Raw genomic sequence first — 22118 nt, forward strand, 5'->3', positions numbered from 1 at the left:
CGGCCTTTTCGCCGGCGGTCCCGCCGGCCGGGCTCGATCCCGGCCGGCGGCTTGGGAGGTCAGCGCAGCGCCTGCTTGGCGAGCTCGGCGACGATCTCGTAATTCTGCGGCGTGACGAAGCCGGCGCCGGTATCGACATTCATCGGTGCGAGACCCAGCACAACCTGCTGGCAGAGGCTGAGGATCGGCAGATAGCCTTGCAAGAACGGCTGCTGGTCGGCCGTCAGCTGCACCCAGCCGCCCTTGAAGCCCTCGACGATCTGCGGGCTGGTGTCGAAGCCGAAGTTGAAGATATCGCCCGGCTTCCTGCCCGCCGCCTGCATGTAAGTCGGGACGTTGCCCAGCATCTGTCCGCCGGGATAGCCAACCGCCTTGACGTCGGGATTGTTGAGCAGTGCCGCGGTGATCACCGGAAGGGCCAGATTGGGGTCGGAAGCCCATTCGCCGCTCGGTGGCGAGGAGAGCTGTATGACCTCGACGCCCGCTTCCTTGAGGGCAGCGACAGTGCCGCGTTCTCGCGCGCCGCGGCTCTCGTTCTCGAACGGGCCGATCATGATTGCCTTGTCGCCGGCCTTGAGCCCGGCCAGCTTGACCGCCTCGGCGCCAAGCGCGCGGCCCTGCTGCTCCTGCTGGGCACCGACATAGCCGCCGCCGAACGCCGCCGTGACCGTCGGCACCGGCACGTTCTGGTACATCATCTTGATGCCGTCCTTGTGCGCCTGTTCGGCCAGCGGCATGATCGCGGCGTCGCCGGGGTGGCCCATCATGGCGATGCCTTGGGGCTTGACCGCGACAGCCTCGCGCAATTGCTGCACCATCTTCTCGACATCCCACTGGGAAAAGATGTAGTCGACCTTCGGCCCGAGATCGGCCGCCGCCTGCTTGGCACCATTATAGACGATCGTGCCGAAGGCATCGCCCTCGGCGCCGCCGACGAAGAAGCGGATATGGACATCCTTGCACCACTGGGCATCGAGCGCCTGCGCCGGCAAGGTCGAGAGTGCGGCGGCGAGCGCCATCGCGGCCGCCGCGACGGTCGAGCGCAGAACTGTCCTTCTCATCGTAATGCTCATGCACTTATCCTCCCTTTGTTCCCTCGCTAGCCGAGGGGTTTTGACGATCGCTTCGGCATTGCGCCGCAATCTTTCGCTGGCCGGCACCTCCCGCCGGCTTGTCCTGTTTTTATGCATGTCGTCATCGCAAAACCGCTGGGCACTTTTGCGCGACATGCATTAGCCTCACACCGAGTTCGGCAGATAGCTCGCGCCTCCCCGGCATTGTTGGAGATAGTCCAGCGCACGCGCCTGGCCGGTGATCTCGAGATCGCCGCGGTAGACCGGGTCGTGCCAGCCCTCAATGTCGATGGCACCTTTGTAGCCGGCCAGCCGCAGCTCGCTGATCACCCGCGTCCAGTCGCTATCGCCGAAGCCAGGGGTGCGCATCTGCACGAACGGCAGGCGACCGAACACGCCGTGTTCGCGGATCACGTCCCAGCGCACCGTCGCGTCCTTACCGTGGACGTGGAAGATACGCGGCGCCCATTTGCGGATCTGCGGGATCGGATCGATCAGATAGACCAGCTGGTGGCAGGGCTCCCACTCCAGGCCGAGATTGTCGTCCGGCAATTCGTTGAACATCAGCTCCCAGGCGTCCGGATTGTGGGCGATGTTCCAGTCGCCGCTGGCCCAGTTGCCGTCCATGGCGCAGTTCTCGAAGGCGATGCGCACGCCCTTGTCGGCGGCCCGCTTTGCCAGCTTCCCCCAGACCTCGCGGAAGCGCGGCAGGCTGTCGGGCAGCGGCTTGCCGCGGATGCGGCCAGTAAAGCCGCTGACCACATTGGTGCCGAACAGATGCGCGTTGTCGATGATCGTTTCCCACGCCTGGAGCACGCCGCGATCGACTTCACCGCTCTCCAGCGGATTGCCGAACACCCCGATTGACGAGACGACGACATCGGCATCGCCGATCGCCTCGCGGATCTCGCCCGCCAACCGCGGAATGTTCTTGCCGCCCAGCGTCTGCCAGAAGAACGGCTGGATGCTCTCGAAGCCGAGCGGCAGGATCTGCCTGACATAGGCGGCCGGGTCGTCCAGATTGGCCCGCACCATGGTGCCGATCCTGATGTCGAGCAGCGGGTTTGGCATCATGATCCTTCCTGTGAGGCGATAGCGACCCGGCGCCCGGTTTCGGCGCTCTCGATTGCGGCGAAAACCATGGCCAGGCTCTTGATGTTGTCGGCGCCGCGCGTCTCCGGTTCGGTGCCGGTCTCGACGGCGCGGACGAAATCCTGGATGATGCCGAGATGGCCGCCGACGCGATCTGCCGGGTCGAGCGGCGGCACGGCTATCGGTTCGGTGCGGTCGAACAGGCCTTCACGGACCGGCCGCACGACTTCCGCCTTCAACCCGTCCGCGCCATCCCAGACAATGCTGCCGCGCTCGGCGACGATCCGCCATGTGCTGTCCCAGCTGGTACGGAAGCCGGCCGCGCACCAGCTGCCGGCATAGGTGAACAGCTTGCCGCCGCCGAGGTCGAAGCTTGCGGTTGCCGACGACCCTTGCCGATACCAGGAATTGGTCGGCTCCCACTCGTGGCAATAGACGCCGGCCGGTTCGCCGGCCACCATGTAGCGGGCCGCATCGAATGTGTGGATCGCCATATCGAGCAGCAGCACATGGCGCATCTCTTCGCGAAAACCGCCGAAATGCGGCGCCACGAAGAAATCGGCGTGGATGCTGGTTGGCGCACCAATGGCGCCGGAATCGAGAAAGCGCCGGATGCGCCTGACGTTGGCGACATAGCGGCGGTTCTGCACGACGGCATGGATGCGGCCGGCGCTGCGGGCCGCCTCGACAATGGCACGCGCATTGTCCGGGCTGTCGGCCAGCGGCTTTTCGGTCAAGAGATGGCAATGGTGGGCAAAGGCGGAAAGCGCGACCTCGCGGCGGGCGGCGGGAACCACGACGTCGAATACCGCGTCGGGCCTGGCCTGGTCGAGCACGGCGTCGAGGTCGGTTCCGATGACGGCGCCGGAAAGCTCGTATTCGCGCGCCCTTGCCCGCGCCCTTTCGGCGTCGAGATCAACCAGGCCGACAATGGCGAGCCCGTCGATCTGCTTGGCCGCATCGAGCCAGGCCTTGCTCATCGCGCCGCAGCCGACCAGGACGACATTGATCATCCAGCACTCCTCCCTCTCGGCCCCTCCAGACCGATCGTCACGGCGTTCACGGCAGGGCCGCAAACGTTTCTTCCGTAAACGTTTACGAGAACACACCCGATGGCGTAGAATGTCAATTGGCCGATAGCGAAAAACGTGATGCCGGCTTGGCCTGAAGAGCGGCCGGTGCTAGCCAAGCAAGGGGGAGAACTGTCCTTTGGCGTCCAGTATTCACGACCTTGCGCGTCACCTGAATATTTCCATCGGCACGGTGTCGCGCGCGCTCAACGGCCGCGCCGACGTCAATGCCGACACGCGCCAGCGCGTGCTCGATGCGGCCAAGAAGCTGAACTATTCACCGAACCAGTCCGGCCGCAGCCTGCGGCGCGGCGCCACCCATTCGATCGCCTTCATGCTGCAGCCGCATCCGGGCGACCAGGAATATGGCGAGCCGTTCTTCATTCCGTTCCTGACCGGGTTGCAGGCCAAGCTCGCCGAAAGCGGCCTTGACCTGATCGTAGTGATGGGCGCGCCGGGCGACTATCAGCAGGAGCGCCTGCGCCGTGTCGTCGAGACGCGGCGGGCCGATGCGGTGGTGCTGGCCTGGACGCGGCGCGAGGACGAGCGCATCGACTATCTGACCCAGGCCGGTTTCCCGTTCGCGACGCTCGGCCGCAGCCGCTCCGGCGGCGATTCCTATCCCTCGCTCGACCTCGATTTCGAAAAAGCCGGGGCTGACGCGGTCGATCGTCTCGTCGCGCGCGGTCACCGCCGCATCGCCGCCATCCGCCCGTCGCTCGACCTCAATTTCGGCTATCTGTTCCTCGCCGGCTATCGCAAGGCGTTGCGGCGGCACGGCATCGAGTTCGACCCCGAACTGATCGCCGACGGCTTCATCAACGAGGCCGGCGGCTACGCCGTGACGCCGAAGGTCATGCGCTCCAAGGACCCGCCGACGGCCATCATCTTCAACAATGACGCGATGGCGCTTGGCGGCTGCAAGGCTTTGGCCGAGGCCGGCATCAGGCCCGGCCACGACGTCGCGGTGATCGTCATCGTCGACACGCCGCTTTGCCGCTATTTTTCGCCGGCGCTGACCGGCTTCCGACCGGCGCTGGAGCCGATGGGCGAGCGGTTGGCCGAAATGCTGCTGGCATCGATCCCGGCTTACGCCGGCGCCGAAGGCGCACGCATCATCCGTGAAGTCTGGCCGCTGGAACTGATCGCGCGCGACAGCGATTGAATCGCGGCGGTCACTGAGCAGGCTCAGATTGAACAAGACCCCCGCGCTCGCGCTCCGGCGTTGCGACCAGCGAGGCAGCGGCGGCATTGGCGGCGGCAAGTGCCGCCTCGACGGGCTCTCTACGCGCAAGCCACGCCGCAAAGGCGCCGACGAATTCATCACCGGCACCGTGGGTGCTGACCACCTCCACCGGCATCGCCGGCAAGGCGAATGCCTGGCCGTCGCGGTCGCAATAGGCAACGCCCTCGCCGCCGGCCGTGACGATTGCAGCCGGATAGAAACCGACGAGCATGCCGGCCGCCTTCGCAGCACCCTCGAGCGTGTCGACGACCGAAACGCCGGCCAGGAACTCCGCCTCGATGGCGTTGACGATGACGATGTCGGTCAGCGCGATCAGTTCGGCTGTCAGCTTTCGCGCCGGCGCCGCATTGAGAACGACGCGGCCGCCATACGCCTTCACCGCTCGCGCCGCGGCGATATTGGCGGCTTCCGGCACCTCGTTCTGCAGCAGCAGAACCGCCGTTTGCGCGATCAGCTCGGCCGCCTCAGTAATGTCCTTTTCGCCGAGAGTGAGATTGCTGCCCGAGACGATCACCGCGCCATAGTCGCCGCTGTCGTCGAAAATCGCTACGCTCATCCCCGAGCCGGCGCCCGAAGCCACTCCCACGAAGCGCTGGTCGATGCCGTTGCGATCGAGATTGTCGAGAAGCGCGCGGCCGAAATCATCGTCGCCGACAGCTCCGATCATCGCCGCACGCACGCCGGCCCGCGCTGCCGACACCGCCTGGTTGCCGCCCTTGCCGCCGCATTTCGGATGCCAGGCATGACCGGTCACCGTTTCGCCCTTGCGCGGGCGATCGGCGGCTTCGACCATGATGTCGTAATGCAGGCTGCCGAATACGGTCACCAGCGGCGGGGAAGCCGTCATGTGCCCTTATCTTTCCGTTTCGACGTCACCGCAGACATGGTGCGGCCGAGATTGCGCTCCGCCGCCTGGTAGTCGCGTTGCGCGACCGCGACGAACAGCGCATCGAGGATGTTGAGCTGGGCAATGCGCGCCGCCGCGTTCTCACCCATCAACGGCGAGCCTTGCGCGGTCGAGCAGAGCACGATGTCGGCGACGGCTGCCAATGGCGAGTTGTCATAGTTGGTGATTGCCAGCGTGCGCGCGCCGCTTTTGCGCGCAAGTTGGATGGCGTCGATGACGGCGCTCGTGTTGCCGGAATGCGAAAAGCCGACGGCGATGTCGTCGGCGCCGAGCAGCGAGGCCGACATCAGCATCATGTGCGAATCGTCGTAAACGGAGGTGCGGATGCCGATGCGCAGGAATTTGTGCGAGACGTCGCGCGCGATCTGCGCCGAGCCGCCGACGCCGTAGAAATCGCGATTCCTGGCGCGGTAAAGCAGATCGGCGGCACGGTCGAAATCGTCCATGTCGAGGATGGCGAGCGTCTCCTCCAGCGCCTGGATAGAGGTGCGGAACACCTTCTGCACGATCTCGGCCGAACTGTCGTCCACCGACAGCTCCTGATGCATCTCGGCGGTCGGCAGGCGGCTGTATTCATAGACCGCCGTGCGAAAATCGCGATAGCCGGAAAAACCCAGCTTCTTGGCGATCTTGACCACCATCGCCTCCGAGACACCGGCCTCCTCGGCGATCTGCTTGAGCGGTATGGTCTCGTCGAAGCCGCGCCGTCCGAAGACGGTTTCAACCACCTTCGCCTCGAGCGGCGTCAGATGCGGCATCATCATGCGAATGCGCGGTCCTACTGCTTTCAGGTCCAGCCCGGTCAAGGTCATCCACGTCCCCTCGTCACGCGATCGATAAGCATCGCGGCGAGGATTATAAGGCCAGTTGCCAGGAGCTGATAGAAGGACTGCACGTTCATCAGCGTCAGGCCGTTGCGCATGCTGCCAAGGATGACGGCACCCAGGATGGTGCCGACGACGCTGCCCTTGCCGCCCATCAGCGAGGCACCGCCGATCGCCGCCGCTGCTATGGCGTCGAGCTCCCAGAGATTGCCCAGAATGGGTTCGGCCGCACCCAGCCGGCCGATCAGGATCTGCGCTGCAAGCGCTGCCAGCAGGCCCGAGATCATATAGGCGGCGATCTTGGTGCGGGCGATCGGCACGCCGGCTATGTAGGCCGCCTCCTCATTGCCGCCGACGGCGAGCAGATATTCGCCAAACGGCGTCTTCTTGAGGATGATCCAGGCAATCAGCGCGACCACGGCCACGATGATGACCGCCAACGGCAATCCGAACAGCGAGCCGTTGAAGATGGCACGGAAGCCGGCAGGCAGGCCGAGCACCGGATTGCCGCCGGTATAGATCAGCGCCAGCGCCCGGTAGGTGCTGAGCGTCCCCAGCGTGACGATGAAGGGCTGCAGCCCGACATAGGCAACCAGCACGCCGTTAAGCAGGCCGCAGGCGAGGCCGATGGCGAAGCCAGCGGCGATGGCCAGCGGAAACGGCACACCGGCAACCAGCATCGAGGCCGAGATGACCGCCGAAAGGGCTGCCGTCGGCCCGACGGACAGGTCGATGCCGCCCGAGATGATGACCAGCGTCATGCCCAACGCCAGGCAGGCATTGATGCTCGACTGCTGCAGGATGTTGATCAGGTTACGCTCGGCAAAGAAGCCGGGGACCAGCGCCCCGAAGACGGCGAGGATCACCACCAGGCCGATCAGCGTGCCGGCGTCGCGCACGGAAAACCGGTGCAGGAAATCTGCCCTTGGGCGCGCTGCTGTGTGTTGGGTTATATCGGTCATCCGCTGGTCCTGTCTGTTATGCACCGGCCCGATGGCCTTGCGCCTTGCCGGCCTCAATCTCCGTTTGGGGTATGGCGTACGCGGCGATCGCCTGTTCGCTGAGACTTGCGCGGCCCAGTTCGGCGGCGACCGTGCCGTCGCGCATGACCAGCACGCGGTCGGCGAGCCGGATCACCTCGGGGAGTTCGGACGACACGACGATTACCGAATGGCCTTCGGCGGCGAGTTCCTCGATCAGGTGGTAGATCTCCGCCTTGGCGCCGACATCGATGCCGCGCGTCGGCTCGTCGAACAGAAGGATCCGCGTTCCCGCCGCCAGCCAGCGGCCGATGATCGCTTTCTGCTGGTTGCCGCCGCTGAACAGCCGAATTGGCCGGTCGAGCAGGAACGGCCTGAGATTGACTCGCTTCATCTTCTCGGCTGCGACGCGCTTCAGCCGGCGGTGGTCGATGAGGCCGCGCGGCGCGAACACGCCCATCGAGGCCAGCGCCATGTTGCTGGAGATCGACCGCAACGGCACGATGCCTTCGCGCTTGCGCTCCTCCGGCACCAGGCCGATGCCGGCCGCGATCGCGTCGCGCGGACTGGAAAGCTTTACCGCCTTGCCGTCGATCTCTATTGCGCCTGATGAGGCCCGGTCGGCGCCGGTCAGCAGCCGCAGCAGCTCGGTGCGGCCGGAGCCGACCAGTCCGGCAATGCCCAACACCTCGCCGCGATGCAGGTCGAACGAAACGTCACGGACCTTGGTTGCCGAGGCGAGGCCACGCACGCTCAGCCTGATCTCGGGGGAAGCATGCGAGCGGTGTTGTTCCTGGGCAAGCTCGCGGCCGACCATCATCGAAACGACGGCCTTTTCCGACACCTGCGCGAGATCGACGGTTTCGACCACAACGCCGTCGCGCATGACAGTGGCGCGCTCGCAGATGCCGAACACCTCGTCCAGCTTGTGCGAGACATAGATGACGGCGACACCGTCGCGTGCCAGACCGGCAATGACTTCCGCCAGCTGTTCGAACTCGCTCGGCGTGAGGCTCGACGTCGGCTCGTCCATCGCCACGATCCTGGCGCGGTCGAGCAGCGCCCGGGCGATCTCGACGATCTGCCGCTGCGCCACCTTCAGGCTGCCAAGCGGGGCTGCCGGATCGATGGTTGGGTCGATGGCGGCCAGCGCTTCCGCAGCGCGGCTTTCCTGCTCGCGCCGTGCGACGAAGACGCCGCCGCGCGTCAACGGATGGCCGAGAAACATGTTCTGGGCGACGCTGAGGCGTGGCACCTGCTGTAATTCCTGATGGATCATCGCCACGCCCGCGGCGCGTGCGGCGACCGGATTGTTCAGCATCACCGGCTTGCCGTCGATCAGCACGCTTCCCGCCGTCGGTCGGTAGACGCCTGACAGTATGCGCAGCAGCGTCGATTTGCCGGCGCCGTTTTCACCGAGCAGGCCATGGATCTCGCCGGCGCCGACCGAAAACGACACTTCGCTCAGCGCCCGCACAGCCGGAAACTCTTTGGAAATGCCCTCGAATTGCAGCCGCGCTGACATTGCTTCGGTTCTCCAGGCAAGGTGCCGACCCAAGGCCGGCACCTGCCGGCCCTGCTCTACTGGCCCGCTGCCGCGTCCTCGAGCAGCGCCTTGCGCACGGCGTCGCCGGCGCCAGAGTAACGGTCGGCATTGTCCTTGGTGATCAGCGCCTGCGGCGTGGCAACGACGCGCGGCAGCTTCTGCCCGGCCACCAGCCGCAGCGCCGATTCCAGCGCCACCTCGCCGGTCAGCACCGGGAACGAATCGACGGTGCCGGTCAGCTCGCCGGCGCGGATCGAGGCATAGGCGTCGGAGATGCCGTCGGTGCCGAAGACCGCAACCTTGTCCTGCAGCCCGGCAGCCTTGACCGCCTCGACGATGCCCAGCGCCATGCCGTCATTGTTGGCATAGAAGCCGATCAGGTCGGGGTGCTGCTGCAGGATGTTGGTGGCCGCGTCGTAGGAGGTCTGGCGATCCCAGTTACCGGGGACGCTGGCGACGACGTCGAACTTGCCGGCCTCGGTGATCGTTGTCTTGAAACCGTCGGTGCGCTGGACGGCGGCGTAGACGCCGGCCTGGCCTTCGACGATGGCGACCTTGCCGCCATCCGGCCGGTTCTTGATGAACCATTTGGCGACGCGCACGCCGTTGTCGCGCTGGACATTGCCGACATAGTGCTCGGCCTGCGGGATGACCGCGTCGTTGACGTTGACCACCGGCACATTGGCTGCCTTGGCCTGTTCCATGATCGGCTGCAGGTTGGAGTCGGTCTGCGGCGAAACGAGCAGCACGTTGTAGCCTTGCGTGACCAGGCCTTCGGCGATGGTGAGCTGGCCGAGCTGGTCGCCCTCGCTCTGCGCCGCCTGGTAGACCACGGGCACGCCGGTGCGGTCGCCGAACGACTTGTAGCCCTCTCCCAGCGAGCGCCAGTATTCGTTGGTCAGCGTCTTGGAGACCGCACCCGCCTTGGTGCCCTCGGGCAGCTTGGGGAAGGCCCCGAACTTGGCCTCGAGCTGCGACCAGTCGATGCGATCCTTCTCGGTGTCGGAATTGAGCGGCGCGAGGTCCGCGGAAAACGACGAGCCTATAGACAGCGCCATCAGGGCAGCGGTGGCGGTGGCAAGCAGAAATTTCATGGTCTTTCCTCCCTGGTTGAAAACGGTGATGGCGCCGGAGCTTCAGCTGTCCGGCCCGAGCATGGCTTCCTGGACGATGGCCTGCGAGGCGACCGCGTCCTGACGGTCGACGGCGGCTGACAGGCGATTGTCCTTTTCCAGCCGATCGACGACGCGCAGCATGCGCTTGACAGTCGCGATGTTGACTTCGCATTCGTGGACCGGGTCGAGCCCGGTCATGTCGGGGAACGTGTCGAAGTAGATGGCGCCGGCATAGCCGTCTCGACGGATCTGCCTGAGCAGCTCGATCGTCTGCAGCGTATGCACGGCCCCGACCATCAAGCCGTCGTCGCGCTTGGCGTAGCCGTCGTTGAGATGCACGCCGAGCAGCTTGCTGTGTCGCGCCACCAGCGCAGCGGCAAAGGCCGGCTGCTCGTCGGCGTAGAGCACATGGGCGAAATCGAGCGTCACGCCGAGATTGGGCAGGCCGATCTCGCGGATCGCCAGCAATGTCGTCGCCGCATCGGGCATCAGGCTGTAGGAGCGCGGCTCGTTGGGTTTGTATTCAAGGCTGATCTGACAGCCCGGATCATGCGCCGCTACTTCACGAACACCATCGATTTCGTGTTGCCAGAGCGTCGCATAATCCGCCTGGAAAGCATAATCGAAGCCATCCTGCCCGAGCCACAGCGTCATCAGACCGGCGCCGGCCTCGCGGGTGGCGTCGATGCCGGCCTTGGTCAGGTCGATGGCTTCGCGGCGAATAGCGGGATCTGGATTGGTGAAGGCACCGAGCTTGAAAGCCGAATTAGAGTAGTAGCGCATGGCGAAACCATTGATCGAAAGCCCGATGTCGCTGAGTTTGCGCGCCATTTCCGTAGGTTTTTCGCCGACATGGTCGGGGAAGTTGAGGTCGAGATCGGTCAACTCCGCAACCTTCGCCGCACGTGCCGCCATCTGCAGCATAGACGGTTTGCCGACAAGATCGGGCCACTCGGCCTGTGGCCGCGAGGCAAAGGAATTGAGGCGGGTGGCGAAACGATAGGCTGTCATCGGGGACCTTTCATTGTCATAACTTTACATAAAAATGATTATTTGTAAAGTTGTTAATTGCTCGCTCGGCGACGACGAATTCGCCCATACCCAGGCCAGTTGCGACCACGGGGGACAAGCAAGCGCGGCACTGTCACGCAAGTATCATGCTCGCGTCCTAGATCGCTTCTCCGAAGGCTTTCGCGGCATCCTTGATGCGACGCGGCGCTTTTTCGGGCCCCGGCAGCTTTGTCACAAAGAGGATTTCCATGGAAAACCTGCACCGAACCGCGTCCCTCGCCGTCGCGCTGGCGATGTTCACCGCCTTGACTCCGGCCTTGGCAGAAAACGCCGCGACCGTCGGCGGCGTCAGCTTCGTCAACAAGGGCTTGGTCGGTGTCGGCCGCATCCCGGCCAGCCAGAAGGACAAGTTCGGCGAGACGTTTGGCTCCGGCTCAGGCATGTCGATCGACGCTGCCGGCTGGACGCACGGCGCCGATGGCTACAAGGGCTCGTTATGGCTGCTGCCGGACCGCGGCTACAATGTCGTCGGTACCACCGATTACCGCCCGCGCCTCAACACGATTGCCCTCGAGTTCGCCCCGATCGCGCCGGGTGCAGTGCCGGCCGCCGGCCAGGAACAATCGGGCCTCAAGGCGACGCTTGCCGACACCATGCTTTTGACCGACGACAAGGGCGCCGACGCAACCGGCCTCGATCCGCTCAACGGCGTGCGTGCCGCGACCGACGACATGCCGATCCTGCCCGAAGCCAACGGCAAGCTCGCGCTCGATAACGAAGCGATCGCACGGCTGCCCGACGGCACGCTGTTCATCTCGGACGAATACGGTCCGAACATCTACCGCTTCTCCGCCGATGGGCGTCTGATGTCGGCAACGCAGCCGCCGGCGGCGCTTGTCCCGATGCGTCACGGGACGCCAAACTTTGCTTCCAACAATCCGGGACCTGGCGCGGCAGACCCAGATCCGAAGGATCCCGAAACCGGCCGTCAGAACAACCAGGGCCTCGAAGGCATGGCGCTGACGCCGGACGGGAAGTTCCTGATTGCCGTGCTGCAGTCGGCCCCAAGGCAGGATGGCGGCGATTCCGCCTCGACGCGTCAGAACACGCGCGCGCTGGTCTACGATGCCTCGGATCCCGGCCAGCTCAAGCTCGCGCATGAATATGTCGTGCCGCTGCCGGTGTTCACCGATGCCAAGGGCAAAACCAAGATCGCCGCGCAGAGCGAAATCGTGGCGCTGTCGGACAAGACCTTCCTGATGCTGGCGCGCGACAGCGGCAACGGACCGGGGCTGAAGGGCGACACCTCGCTCCATCGCGAGATCAGCGTCGTCGATGTGTCTGCGGCAACCGATGTCGCCGGCACAGAGTTCGACAAGGACAAGCCGCTGGCGCCCAAGGGTGAGCTCGATCCATCGGTGACGCCGGCCAAGCTGACGCCGTTCATCGACATCAACGACAAGACCGAGCTCGGCCGCTTCGGGCTGCACAATGGTGCGCCCAACGACCGCAACAACCTTTCGGAGAAGTGGGAGGCGATGTCGGTGGTGAGCGTCCTCGATCCAAAGCTGCCCGACGACTATTTCCTGTTCGTCGCCAATGACAATGACTTCCTCACGCAGGACGGCTTCCAGGTAGGCGCGGCCTACAAGGCCGAGGATGGCGCCGATGTCGACACCATGTTCCTGGTCTATCAGGTCACGCTTCCAGGCCTCGCCAAGAAGTAGCGGCACCCATACAGGCGGACGCGCGGAACGCGTCCGCCTGAGCTGGCGCGATTGAGCGGTCGTGCCCTTCAGTTGCGGCTCGCCCGCGCAAGGACGGTGTCCTAGTGCGTTGCAAACCTGCGACTGACGATCCAGTCGACGGCACTTACCTCAACATCTCCGCGTCCTTTGGCACGCCGGCATCGATCGGCTCGGCCGTCCTGTTCGACACGGCGGCGATCTTCCCGGCGGCCGACAGGTTCGGGCGCACGAAGACCGGCGCGACGCCGTCGACGCGGCTGTAGAGGTCGATAATGTCCTGATTCATGAAGCGCACACAGCCGGAGGAAGCGTTCTTCCCAATGGAATCCCACTCCGGTGTGCCGTGCAGCCGATACATCGTGTCCTTGCCGTCGCGGAAGAGATACAGCGCGCGGGCGCCAAGCGGGCTCTGCGGGCCGGGCGGCATGCCGTCCTTGTATTTCGCCAGTTCCGGCCGGCGTTGGATCATTTCCGGCGGCGGCGTCCAGACCGGCCACTTCTTCCTCGCCTGAACCACGGCGCTGCCGGTCCATCCGAAACCGGCCTTGCCGAGGCTGACGCCGTAGCGAATTGCCTTGCCGCCGTCGCGCACCAGATAGAGGAAGTGCTCGGAAGTATCGACGACGATCGTGCCGGGTTTTTCTCCGGTCGGGTCGGACACGATTTGGCGCACGAATTTCGGATCGACCTTGGCTACCGGGATTGCCGGCAGTTGATAGCCCTCATCGACGCGCGCGGCATACATGCTTGCGGCATCGCCGAAAGCCGGATCGCTTGGCGCCGGCGTCACTGGCGGCGCTGCCACGTCCGTCGTGGTGCACGCCGAAAGAGCCACGGAGGCCGCGCCCAGAGCGGATGCACCAAGAAAGGCGCGCCGGTTCAGGCGCTCAAAAAACAACGGAATATCGGACATGAGCCCCCCGGCTTACCCATGAGATCCAGGAAAATGCGGCCCCACGCGTGCGGGATCAATATACGATTCCGGAAGGTTTGAGAAATGCTTAGACCAAGGCACGCCAGGCGGAATTTGCGCATCGACCTCTCCCGTTAAATCGGCAATCATTGCGGACTCAAGACAAGCCTTCGCCGAGTTGCCTGCCATGGATGACAACATGCCCGCGCGCCGGCAGACCGGCGACCTCACCAGTGGGCCTATCCCGCGCACCCTTTTGCTGTTTGCCCTGCCGGTGCTCGGCTCCAATGTGCTGCAGTCGCTCAACGGCTCGATCAATGCCGTGTGGGTCGGCCGTTTCCTCGGTGAAGCGGCGCTGACCGCCACGTCCAATGCAAACCTCGTACTGTTTCTCATCCTCGGCACCGTGTTCGGCATCGGCATGGCGGCGACCATCCTGGTCGCGCAATCCGTCGGCGCTCGTGACCTGCCCGAAGCCCGGCGCATCGTCGGCACCAGCGCCATCTTCTTCTTCCTCGTCTCGGTGGCGTTCGCGGTCTGCGGCTGGATCTGGGTCGATGCGATCCTCGATGCACTCGGCACGCCAGCCGATGCGTTGCCGCTGGCGCGCTCCTATCTGCGCATCATCTTCCTCGCCGTGCCGATGATGAACCTGCTCTCCTTCGTCATGACGGTGCTGCGCGGCGCCGGCGACTCGCGCACGCCCTTCCTTTTTATGGCGCTGGCCGTCGTGCTCGACGTCATTTTGAACCCGTTGCTCATCCTCGGCATCGGCCCGTTCCCCGAACTCGGCATCGCCGGCTCGGCCGCCTCGACGCTGATCGGCCAGACGGTAAGCGTGGTTGCCATCCTGATCGTGCTTTATGCGCGCAAGCACCCGCTGCGGCTGGCCGGCGCCAATCTCGCTCTGCTGCGGCCGGACCCGGCGCTGCTGCGCATTGTCGTCTTCAAGGGCGTGCCGATGGGCCTGCAGATGATCGTCGTTTCGGCCGCGGCGCTGACGGTGATGGGCATGGTCAACTTGTACGGCTCCCAGGTCGCGGCTGCCTACGGCATAGCCGCACAGCTCTGGACCTATATCCAGATGCCGGCGCTCGCCATCGGCGCCGCGGTCTCGTCGATGGCGGCGCAAAATGTCGGCGCCGGGCGCTGGGACCGGATCGGCCGCATCGCCGCCTCCGGCGTCGGCTTCAACCTTCTGCTCACCGGCGTTCTTGTCGTGCTGCTGTTCGTGTTCGATCGCGCGGTGCTCAGCCTCTTCCTCGGCAGCGACAGTGCAGCGATCGACATCGCCACTCACATCAACAAGATCGCGTCGTGGTCCTTCATCCTGTTCGGCATCACCATCGTGCTCTTCGCCACCGTGCGTGCCACCGGCGCGGTGATGCCGCCGCTGATCATCCTGGTGATCTCGGTGCTGCTGGTGCGCACCAGCTTCGCCTATTTCTTCCGAAGCGTGATCGGCGAGGAAGCTCTGTGGTGGAGCTTTCCGGCTGGCTCTATAACCTCGCTCGTGCTGGCCGCGGCCTATTATCGCTTCGGCCGCTGGCGCAGCCTGCACATGATCGAGAGCCGGCCGGCTGCCGGCGAACCGCCGGATACCGGCCTCGGCGTACCGCGCCAGCGCGCGCACCTTTCGCCCGAGACACCGAACGGCTGAAAGGTCGGCTCAGCGCGCGTATTTCGCGCCAAACCCGAGAGCGACCAGGGAAAAGACGACAATCATGCCGGCAAAGGCCAGGCTTGCCACGGTCGCACCTGCCACCGTCGACAGAACGCCGATGCCGATGACCGGCAGCGCGTTGCCGCAAAAACAGCAGATGAAGAAGGCCGAGACGACTTCGGCGCGCCGGTCCGCCGGCGCGATCTCGTTCACCACTTGCAAGCCGCCGCGATAGCCGAGCGCTGCCGCCACGCCGCACAAGGCGGTCCCGGCAATCATTATGGCCATCGAGGCGAAGACCTGCGCCGCAACAATCAGCGCGACGGTTGGGATCATCAGCGCAAGCGCCGCGAACATCGCAGCTCGGCTCGAAAGACGTGCCGTCACCACAATGGTGGCGGCCGTCACGATCGCCAATTCAAAGAACAGAGCGCCGGCTTCGGCATGGTTGGTTACCTGCAGTTGCTGCGCCAAAATGCTCGGTGCGAGTGCTGCATAAAAGCCGACCAGCGCCATTGCGCCAAAGCCGGTCACCGCCGGCGCAACGAAATTTGCGCGGATGGCATCGGGCACGGAAAGCCGCGGCCGCATCGAAACGTCAGCCAGTTTCCCCGGCCGCGAAACGGTTTCCCGCGTGCGCCAGACCAGCAGGGTTACAGTCGCGAGCATCGCCAGGTAGACGACGAATGTCAGCCTGAGCGGCCAAGGCGCGTATTCGGCGAGCAACCCGGCTCCCAGCGCACCGAGGCCGAGGCCGAGAAAATTGGTGCTGGTGGCAATCGTCGCCGCCTGTGACTTGTCGTCGGTCGGGAGCAATTCGGCGAGCCAGGCGGTGCCGGTGCCCGCGCCGACGCCGATTCCCAGTCCGCTCAGAATTCGGGCGATGTCGAGCCATGCGACATTTTCGGCGAACAGGAAAACCACCGCGCTGACCACGGCCACCGCCATCCCGGCCAATGCCATTGGACGGCGCCCGATGACATCGGACACACGCCCCAACATCAGCAGCGCCGCCAGATTGCCGATGACATAGACGGCGTAGACCAGCGTCAAAGTGATCTGCGAGAAGCCGAAGACCTGCTTGTAGATGATGTAAAGCGGCGTCAGCGCCGTGCTGCCGGCGAAAAGAGCCGCGATCATAGCGGCCACGGTGGCCGCTGCAACGCGGCCGCCGAGTTCGTAATCGCGCGTCATGACTTGAGCGTGAGCGGTCATTTTTTCGACCTTTTGCTGTTCGGGATCTGACATCCTAACGCCTTTTTCGCGTCAGCCGTTCCCCCTCCTCGGCTTGCTCCTGACAAGTTTGGCAGCTTTGCCGATGGCGCTGAGCGAGATCCTCTTTTAACTTCAGCGGATTGTCAGGGGAGATTCATGGGCAAGGGACGAGTCGAGGCGTTCACCGATGGCGTGGTCGCCATCATCATCACCATCATGGTGCTGGAATTGAAGGTGCCGCATGGCGAGGATTTTTCCGCGCTGGCACCACTCTGGCCGATCTTCCTCAGCTATGTGCTGTCCTTCATCAATGTCGGCATCTACTGGAACAATTTGCACAACATGTTCCATACCGTGCAGCGGGTCGACGGCCGCGTGCTGTGGGCGAACCTCAACCTGCTGTTCTGGCTATCGCTGATGCCGGCGACGACAGCCTTCATGGGTGAGAACCATTTCGCGCCGGTGCCGGTTGCCGTCTATGGCGTCGACCTGGCGCTCTGCGCCATCGGCTTCAACATCCTCACCATGGCCCTGCATCGACTGCACGGCAACGAGACCCTTTTCGCCAGGGCGTTGGGCAATGACCTCAAGGGAAAGATCTCGCTGGTCCTTTATCTTTCCGCCATCGCGCTGACCTTCGTCAATCATTGGATCGGTGTCGCGATCTATGTCGTGGTGGCGATGGTCTGGTTAGTGCCGGACAGGCGCTTCGAGCGGCTGATCGAGAAATAGGCCCATCTAGCCCCGCATTTCTTTCAGCTTTTCCGCTACCGAAGCGGCAAGGTCGGCGTAGCGCTCCTCCAGCCGCTCGGCCGCCTTTATCACCGAAAAATCATGGCCGAATTTTTCCAGCGCCATGCGCAGCTTTTCGACGAATTCGGCCTGTTTTTCGAGCGCCGAAAACAGCGTCCTCACCTGCGCTTCGCTGATGTCGGGATTGGCGAGCATCTGCGGCACCTCGCGGCTCATCTGGTCGCCGGTGGCGGTCTGTTCTTTCAGGATCTCGATCCAGTCGGTCAATCGTCAGGTCTCCTTTTTCGATATCAGCATGCGCAGCGCCCGCCGGTGCGGTCAACCCGAAGATGCCGGCACCGGCTTGCGCGAGCCTCTTTCCGCGCTAAGTTCGCCGCGGCCAGAACAGGAGAAAATCATGACCACCGACGCCGAGATCCAGACCGCCCTGCCCGCACTTGCCTCCGGCAACGTCGCCGTCATTACCGGCGCGGCCAGCGGCATCGGCCTTGCCGCCGCCAAACGGCTGGCGGCGATGGGCATGAAGATCGTGCTGGCCGATATCGGCGGCGCACGCCTTGATGAGGCCCGGCGCGCCGTCGCCGCCATCGCCGGCGACAGCGCCGTGATTGCCATTGCCATCGATGTTTCGAAAGCCGACGAGCTCGACCGCCTCGCCGAAAGGACATCCGGCACTTTCGGCGACGTGTCGCTGCTGATGAACAATGCCGGCGTCGGCAACAACCCCGGCAAGCCCTGGGAGAACCGTGACGCCTGGAAGCGACTGCTGGACATCAATTTCTGGGGTGTCGTCCATGGCGTCGAGGCCTTCGCGCCGCGCATGCTGGCGGCGGGAAAGCCCGGCCTGATCGTCAACACCGGCTCCAAGCAAGGCATTACCACGCCGCCTGGCAACCTCGCCTACAACGTCTCCAAGGCTGGCGTGAAGACCTATACCGAGGGCCTTGCACACGCGCTGCGCAACGAGCCGGGCGCCAGTGTCGCGGCGCATCTGCTTATCCCCGGGTTCACTTTTACCGGCCTGACCGAAGGTGCGAGCGAGAAGCCGGCCGGCGCCTGGACCGGCGAGCAGGTCATCGACTTCATGCTGGCCTCGCTGCTGCGTGGCGATTTCTACATGCTGTGTCCCGATAACGAGGCGACCCGGCCCATGGACGAAAAGCGCATGGCCTGGGCAATCGGGGACATCATTGAGAACCGTCCTGCTCTGTCGCGCTGGCATCCGGACTACAAGGATGCTTTCGCGGCATTCATGACACGCAGCGCATGATCCCGAACCGAAGATCACCGTAGCAAAGAATCGGATCCGATCTTCGCAGGTATGCGCCGGACCTTTATATCACGCCGCCGCATGCTTCTTCGTGTTCCGCTTCTTCGCCATGGCTTTCTCGGCTGCCAACTCGGCAAGCTTCTGATCATGCCGCTTCGCTGCCTGTTCGCATTTCTTGCGGATCTCTTCGACTTCGGTCTCAGTCAGGTGTTCGATACCGATGAAGGTGTTCTGGGCTGTGCTGACCCGGATCAATTCGTCGAGCTTCGCCTGGATCGCGGCGCCATCGCGGTTCTGGGTGTTCTGAATGAGAAACACCATCAGGAAGGTGACGACCGTCGTGCCGGTGTTGATGACGAGCTGCCAGGTGTCCGAAAAGCCGAACATCGGCCCGCTTGCCGCCCAGACGACGATGATCAGGAAACAGACGGCAAACGTCGGCGGCAGGCCGGCAAAATGCGCGACGTTGTTGGCGATCCTGGTGAAAAGCTTCTCAATCATTCAAACTCCCTCAGCAGCCGGGCGACGAACCCGGACGGAAGCCGAGTTCATTGTGTCTGCAGAAACAGTTGGCAGCCGCTCCTGGTTCCCTCGTGGCGGAAGGTCGCGGGTACATTGTTGGAGGAGCAGATCGCGCAGGCCGTCGGACCGCTTGCAGATAGCCCGAACTCAGGCGGCGCCGTTTTCCCAGCGGTCGAGGAAAGCCTCGATGGGCAAGGCCTGCATGTCGGGGACTGCCCTGGCCAGTTTCTCGACCGGCCAGTCCCACCAGGCAAGACGTTCGATCCGGGCCGCAGTTCCCGCGCTGAAGCGCTGCCGCAATGGCCTGGCCGGAACGCCGGCGACGATTGCATAGGCCGGCAGGTCTCGCGTCACCACCGCATTGGCACCGACGATCGCGCCGTTGCCGATCACTATGCCAGGCATGATCACGGCGCCATGGCCGATCCAGACATCATGGCCGATGCTGACGGCTCTCGCCCGCCGCCGGTCGCGGAATGCCTGATCGACACCCAGCCAGCGGAAGTACTCGTTGGGCCGGTAGCTGATTTTGTGCTGCGTCAGCCGCTCGACCGGATGCTCCAGCGCATTGATGCGGCTGTTGGCGGCGATCGAGCAGAATTTGCCGATCGTCGTATAGATCGCCTCGGCGTGGCGCTCGAAGTAGGAGAAGTCGCCAACCATGACTTCACGTAAGATGACGCGCTCGCCGATCGACGCATAGCGTCCAAGCTTGCACGCCTTCAGCTCCGCCGTCGGATGGATGCGCGGCTCGGGATCTTTCAGGACAAGGTGTTCGGGACGGTCCATGCGCGCGCTTTACGCCCGCGCGCATAGTCTCGCAAGCCGAGTGCAGCGCCGCGCATCAGTTTGGACGCGCCAAGGACACTGTAGCACCTTAAGTCTCTATTTCGGCTTGCCGCTGGTCCACACCACGTTCTGGCCGTAGAGCGGCACGGTGGTGACCGACATTTTTGCCGAGCCATCCTGCACCTGGCGTGAATGCGACAGGTAGATCAGCGTCTCGTTGGCCTTGTCGTAGATGCGGTTCACCACCTGCTTTTTCCAGATCAGGCTGATGCCTTGCTTGAACACCTCCTCGCCGGCCTCGCTCATGTCGATGTCGCCAATGGTGATCGGCCCGGTCTGGCGGCAGGAGATCGAGGAATCGGACGGGTCCTCGAACCAGTTGCCTTTCTGCAGGCGGTCGATCACGCCACGGTCGAAATAGGAGACGTGGCAGGTCACGCCCTCGACCTTCGGATCCTTGATCGCCTCGACGATGATATCGTTGCCGAGCCAATCGACGCCGACCTTGCCGACTTCCTCGGCGGCGGCCGCGCCGGCGCCAATGACAAGGCATGCGGCTAACGCGCCGCCAATCAGTTTTCGCAAAGAGGCCTCCTGCGGTTCAAATTTTGCCGACCTCAGGTGGGACGAACGGCAGCGCTTTGCAAGCAGATCGCCTCCCACAGGATTGCCGGTTGCGGCAACGCGACATCTTTGCGTCGGCGCGACCGAACCGCTAAGAGTGTTCGCCAAGCCAAGGCCTTCACGTCGCCAACCCGGCGCCCGATGGAATAACGACGGACTTTCACTGATGATGCGTTCAATTCTGGTCGGTATTCTCGTCCTGATGGCCGCCGGAATCGGCTGGCTCACCTTCGACTGGTACCGCGGACATTATGGCGGCGAGCCGTTCGGAGCACCGTTCACGCTGGTCGACCAGAAGGGCGCGCCGGTCACCGAAGCCGCGTTTCGCGGCCACCCCAGCGTCGTCTTCTTCGGCTTCACGCACTGTCCGGAAGTCTGCCCGACCACGCTTTTCGAGTTGGCCGGCTGGCTGAAGACGATGGGCGACGACGGCAAGAACCTGCGTGCCTATTTCGTTACGGTCGACCCGGAGCGCGATACGCCCGAAATCATGAACACCTATGTCAGCAATTTCTCCGATCGCATCCTCGGCATATCAGGCGATCCGGACAAGGTCCACGCCATGGCCAAGTCCTTCGGCATCTACTGGAAGAAAGTCGACACGAACGACGGCGACTACACGATGGACCACACTGCTTCGGTGCTGCTGCTCAACGCCAAGGGCGATTTCGCCGGCACCATTGCCTATGGCGAAAACCCGGATGCCGCCATCGCCAAGCTCAAACGGCTGGCGGCGGAAGGTTGACACATCCGGTAATGACGCAGACGCGTTTGTATTTCACCGCGGGCAAGATCGAGGCTGATCGCATCTTCGCGGCGCTCGGTGCGGCATTCGACGATGAGGGCCTGCCGATTGCGGTGCTCGAGGTCGACGAGGACCGCGACATCCACGAAGTATCGCTCTATGCCGACGACGACGTCGATGCGGTCGAGGCGCGGCTTAGGGACATCCTTGCCGGACTGTCGCTGTCGAAACCGATAGCGCGCGAAGCGCTGCCCGACATCGACTGGGTGGCGCGCTCGCTGGAGGGATTGAAGCCGGTGCGGGCCGGGCGCTTCTTCGTCCATGGCGCGCATGACCGCAGGAAGCGACACAGCGGCGAACTCGCGATCGAGATCGAGGCCGGCCTTGCCTTCGGTACCGGCCATCACGGCACCACCGCCGGCTGCCTCGAAATGCTGGAGCAGGTCATACGGCGCGAGCATCCGCGCAACGCGCTCGACCTTGGCACCGGCAGCGCGGTGCTCGCCATCGCAGTGGCCAAGCTTGCGCATATACCGGTGCTGGCGACCGACATCGACCCGGTCGCCGTCAAGGTGGCCGGCGCCAATGCGCGGCTGAACCAGGTCAAGGGGCTCATTGAAACGGTGGCGGCGCCCGGTTTTCATCATCCGATCTTTGCCGCGCGTTCGCCCTTCGACCTGATCGTCGCCAACATATTGGCGCGGCCGCTGATGCGTCTGGCGCCGCAAATGGCCGGACATATCGCGCTCGGTGGCTCGATCGTTTTGTCGGGCATCCTCGAGCGCCAGCGCGATGCGGTAATCGCGGCCTATGTCGGCCAGAAATTCCGGCACGTCCGCACCTTGCACCGCGAGGGCTGGGTGACGATTCACCTCAAGCGCTGAGGCGCAGCGCCTTCAACGCAAGCCGGAATCAGCTCGGACCTAGCTAGTTTCCGTCCACAAACGCCCATTTTGGTGAGCGTTTACAGAGGTTTGCCGCAGGAAGAAACGTCGTTTGCGGTACCGGCCGA

General features: G+C 64.1%; 22 protein-coding genes. 7 read left to right on the forward strand and 15 right to left on the reverse strand.

Annotated elements, in window-relative coordinates; all coding sequences use genetic code 11:
• Positions 1 to 59 precede the first annotated feature (59 nt).
• The 3 genes from NKH16_RS21680 to NKH16_RS21690 all read right to left on the reverse strand — a co-directional run bounded on the left by NKH16_RS21680 (position 60) and on the right by NKH16_RS21690 (position 3178).
• Complete coding sequence (locus NKH16_RS21680; RefSeq protein ID WP_023676725.1) at positions 60 to 1073, reverse strand: substrate-binding domain-containing protein; 1014 nt, start codon at positions 1071 to 1073, stop codon at positions 60 to 62.
• Positions 1074 to 1238: 165 nt separating this feature from the next.
• Complete coding sequence (locus tag NKH16_RS21685) at positions 1239 to 2144, reverse strand: sugar phosphate isomerase/epimerase family protein (RefSeq protein ID WP_352742528.1); 906 nt, start codon at positions 2142 to 2144, stop codon at positions 1239 to 1241.
• Entirely contained in the window at positions 2144 to 3178 is a 1035-nt protein-coding gene (locus NKH16_RS21690) for a Gfo/Idh/MocA family protein (protein ID WP_352742432.1), read from the reverse strand. Before NKH16_RS21690 ends, NKH16_RS21685 begins: the two co-directional genes overlap by 1 nt.
• A 196-nt stretch (positions 3179 to 3374) precedes the next feature.
• On the opposite strand from NKH16_RS21690, the gene NKH16_RS21695 reads away from it, so the two are divergent.
• Complete coding sequence (locus NKH16_RS21695; protein WP_023676728.1) at positions 3375 to 4400, forward strand: LacI family DNA-binding transcriptional regulator; 1026 nt, start codon at positions 3375 to 3377, stop codon at positions 4398 to 4400.
• A gap of 10 nt (positions 4401 to 4410) precedes the next feature.
• Here NKH16_RS21695 and NKH16_RS21700 read toward each other — a convergent pair whose 3' ends face one another.
• From NKH16_RS21700 to NKH16_RS21725, 6 genes are read right to left on the reverse strand one after another with little or no spacing between them, the layout of a single operon-like run.
• Positions 4411 to 5328, reverse strand: coding sequence for a ribokinase (locus tag NKH16_RS21700; RefSeq protein WP_352875222.1), 918 nt, complete (start codon positions 5326 to 5328; stop codon positions 4411 to 4413).
• Positions 5325 to 6200 (reverse strand): MurR/RpiR family transcriptional regulator, encoded by an 876-nt coding sequence (locus NKH16_RS21705; protein WP_023676730.1) that lies wholly within the window; start codon positions 6198 to 6200, stop codon positions 5325 to 5327. Before NKH16_RS21705 ends, NKH16_RS21700 begins: the two co-directional genes overlap by 4 nt.
• Complete coding sequence (locus NKH16_RS21710; RefSeq protein WP_352456543.1) at positions 6197 to 7174, reverse strand: ABC transporter permease; 978 nt, start codon at positions 7172 to 7174, stop codon at positions 6197 to 6199. The genes NKH16_RS21705 and NKH16_RS21710 overlap by 4 nt, the downstream gene beginning before the upstream one ends.
• A gap of 16 nt (positions 7175 to 7190) precedes the next feature.
• A complete protein-coding gene (locus NKH16_RS21715) occupies positions 7191 to 8717 on the reverse strand; it encodes a sugar ABC transporter ATP-binding protein (protein ID WP_352742435.1) in 1527 nt (508 codons plus the stop codon).
• A 56-nt stretch (positions 8718 to 8773) separates the two neighbouring features.
• Entirely contained in the window at positions 8774 to 9832 is a 1059-nt protein-coding gene (locus tag NKH16_RS21720) for a sugar ABC transporter substrate-binding protein (RefSeq protein ID WP_352501042.1), read from the reverse strand.
• A gap of 42 nt (positions 9833 to 9874) precedes the next feature.
• Positions 9875 to 10864 (reverse strand): TIM barrel protein, encoded by a 990-nt coding sequence (locus NKH16_RS21725; RefSeq protein ID WP_352742437.1) that lies wholly within the window; start codon positions 10862 to 10864, stop codon positions 9875 to 9877.
• Between the two features lie 248 nt (positions 10865 to 11112).
• On the opposite strand from NKH16_RS21725, the gene NKH16_RS21730 reads away from it, so the two are divergent.
• Positions 11113 to 12591, forward strand: a complete 1479-nt coding sequence (locus NKH16_RS21730) for an esterase-like activity of phytase family protein (protein ID WP_352742439.1) — start codon at positions 11113 to 11115, stop codon at positions 12589 to 12591.
• A 145-nt stretch (positions 12592 to 12736) separates the two neighbouring features.
• Here NKH16_RS21730 and NKH16_RS21735 read toward each other — a convergent pair whose 3' ends face one another.
• On the reverse strand, positions 12737 to 13525 hold the full coding sequence (locus NKH16_RS21735) for a L,D-transpeptidase (protein ID WP_352742441.1): 789 nt from the start codon (positions 13523 to 13525) through the stop codon (positions 12737 to 12739).
• Between the two features lie 187 nt (positions 13526 to 13712).
• Between NKH16_RS21735 and NKH16_RS21740 the strand changes: the two genes are divergently transcribed.
• Positions 13713 to 15185, forward strand: coding sequence for an MATE family efflux transporter (locus tag NKH16_RS21740; RefSeq protein ID WP_502894835.1), 1473 nt, complete (start codon positions 13713 to 13715; stop codon positions 15183 to 15185).
• 9 nt (positions 15186 to 15194) lie between these two features.
• On the opposite strand, the gene NKH16_RS21745 is transcribed toward NKH16_RS21740, so the two are convergent.
• Positions 15195 to 16403: an MFS transporter gene (locus NKH16_RS21745; protein WP_352742445.1), complete on the reverse strand. Its 1209-nt coding sequence runs from the start codon at positions 16401 to 16403 to the stop codon at positions 15195 to 15197.
• Between the two features lie 156 nt (positions 16404 to 16559).
• Between NKH16_RS21745 and NKH16_RS21750 the strand changes: the two genes are divergently transcribed.
• Positions 16560 to 17135, forward strand: coding sequence for a TMEM175 family protein (locus NKH16_RS21750; RefSeq protein WP_352742447.1), 576 nt, complete (start codon positions 16560 to 16562; stop codon positions 17133 to 17135).
• A gap of 6 nt (positions 17136 to 17141) precedes the next feature.
• On the opposite strand, the gene NKH16_RS21755 is transcribed toward NKH16_RS21750, so the two are convergent.
• Entirely contained in the window at positions 17142 to 17423 is a 282-nt protein-coding gene (locus tag NKH16_RS21755) for a hypothetical protein (RefSeq protein ID WP_352742449.1), read from the reverse strand.
• A 130-nt stretch (positions 17424 to 17553) separates the two neighbouring features.
• On the opposite strand from NKH16_RS21755, the gene NKH16_RS21760 reads away from it, so the two are divergent.
• Positions 17554 to 18426, forward strand: coding sequence for an SDR family NAD(P)-dependent oxidoreductase (locus NKH16_RS21760; protein WP_352820921.1), 873 nt, complete (start codon positions 17554 to 17556; stop codon positions 18424 to 18426).
• Positions 18427 to 18495: 69 nt separating this feature from the next.
• On the opposite strand, the gene NKH16_RS21765 is transcribed toward NKH16_RS21760, so the two are convergent.
• From NKH16_RS21765 to NKH16_RS21775, 3 genes are all read right to left on the reverse strand, one after another.
• Entirely contained in the window at positions 18496 to 18927 is a 432-nt protein-coding gene (locus NKH16_RS21765) for a low affinity iron permease family protein (RefSeq protein ID WP_031211766.1), read from the reverse strand.
• 168 nt (positions 18928 to 19095) lie between these two features.
• Positions 19096 to 19737, reverse strand: a complete 642-nt coding sequence (locus NKH16_RS21770) for a DapH/DapD/GlmU-related protein (protein WP_352742453.1) — start codon at positions 19735 to 19737, stop codon at positions 19096 to 19098.
• A gap of 96 nt (positions 19738 to 19833) precedes the next feature.
• Positions 19834 to 20322 carry a CreA family protein gene (locus NKH16_RS21775; RefSeq protein ID WP_023676745.1) on the reverse strand — a complete coding sequence of 163 codons (489 nt, stop codon included), beginning with the start codon at positions 20320 to 20322 and terminating at the stop codon, positions 19834 to 19836.
• 205 nt (positions 20323 to 20527) lie between these two features.
• On the opposite strand from NKH16_RS21775, the gene NKH16_RS21780 reads away from it, so the two are divergent.
• Together NKH16_RS21780 and NKH16_RS21785 are read left to right on the forward strand one after the other, a co-directional pair.
• Complete coding sequence (locus tag NKH16_RS21780; RefSeq protein ID WP_352742455.1) at positions 20528 to 21106, forward strand: SCO family protein; 579 nt, start codon at positions 20528 to 20530, stop codon at positions 21104 to 21106.
• 11 nt (positions 21107 to 21117) lie between these two features.
• Positions 21118 to 21990, forward strand: a complete 873-nt coding sequence (locus NKH16_RS21785; RefSeq protein WP_352742457.1) for a 50S ribosomal protein L11 methyltransferase — start codon at positions 21118 to 21120, stop codon at positions 21988 to 21990.
• Positions 21991 to 22118 lie beyond the last annotated feature (128 nt).

It is taken from the genome of Mesorhizobium sp. M1307, assembly GCF_040318155.1.
Lineage (GTDB): Bacteria > Pseudomonadota > Alphaproteobacteria > Rhizobiales > Rhizobiaceae > Mesorhizobium.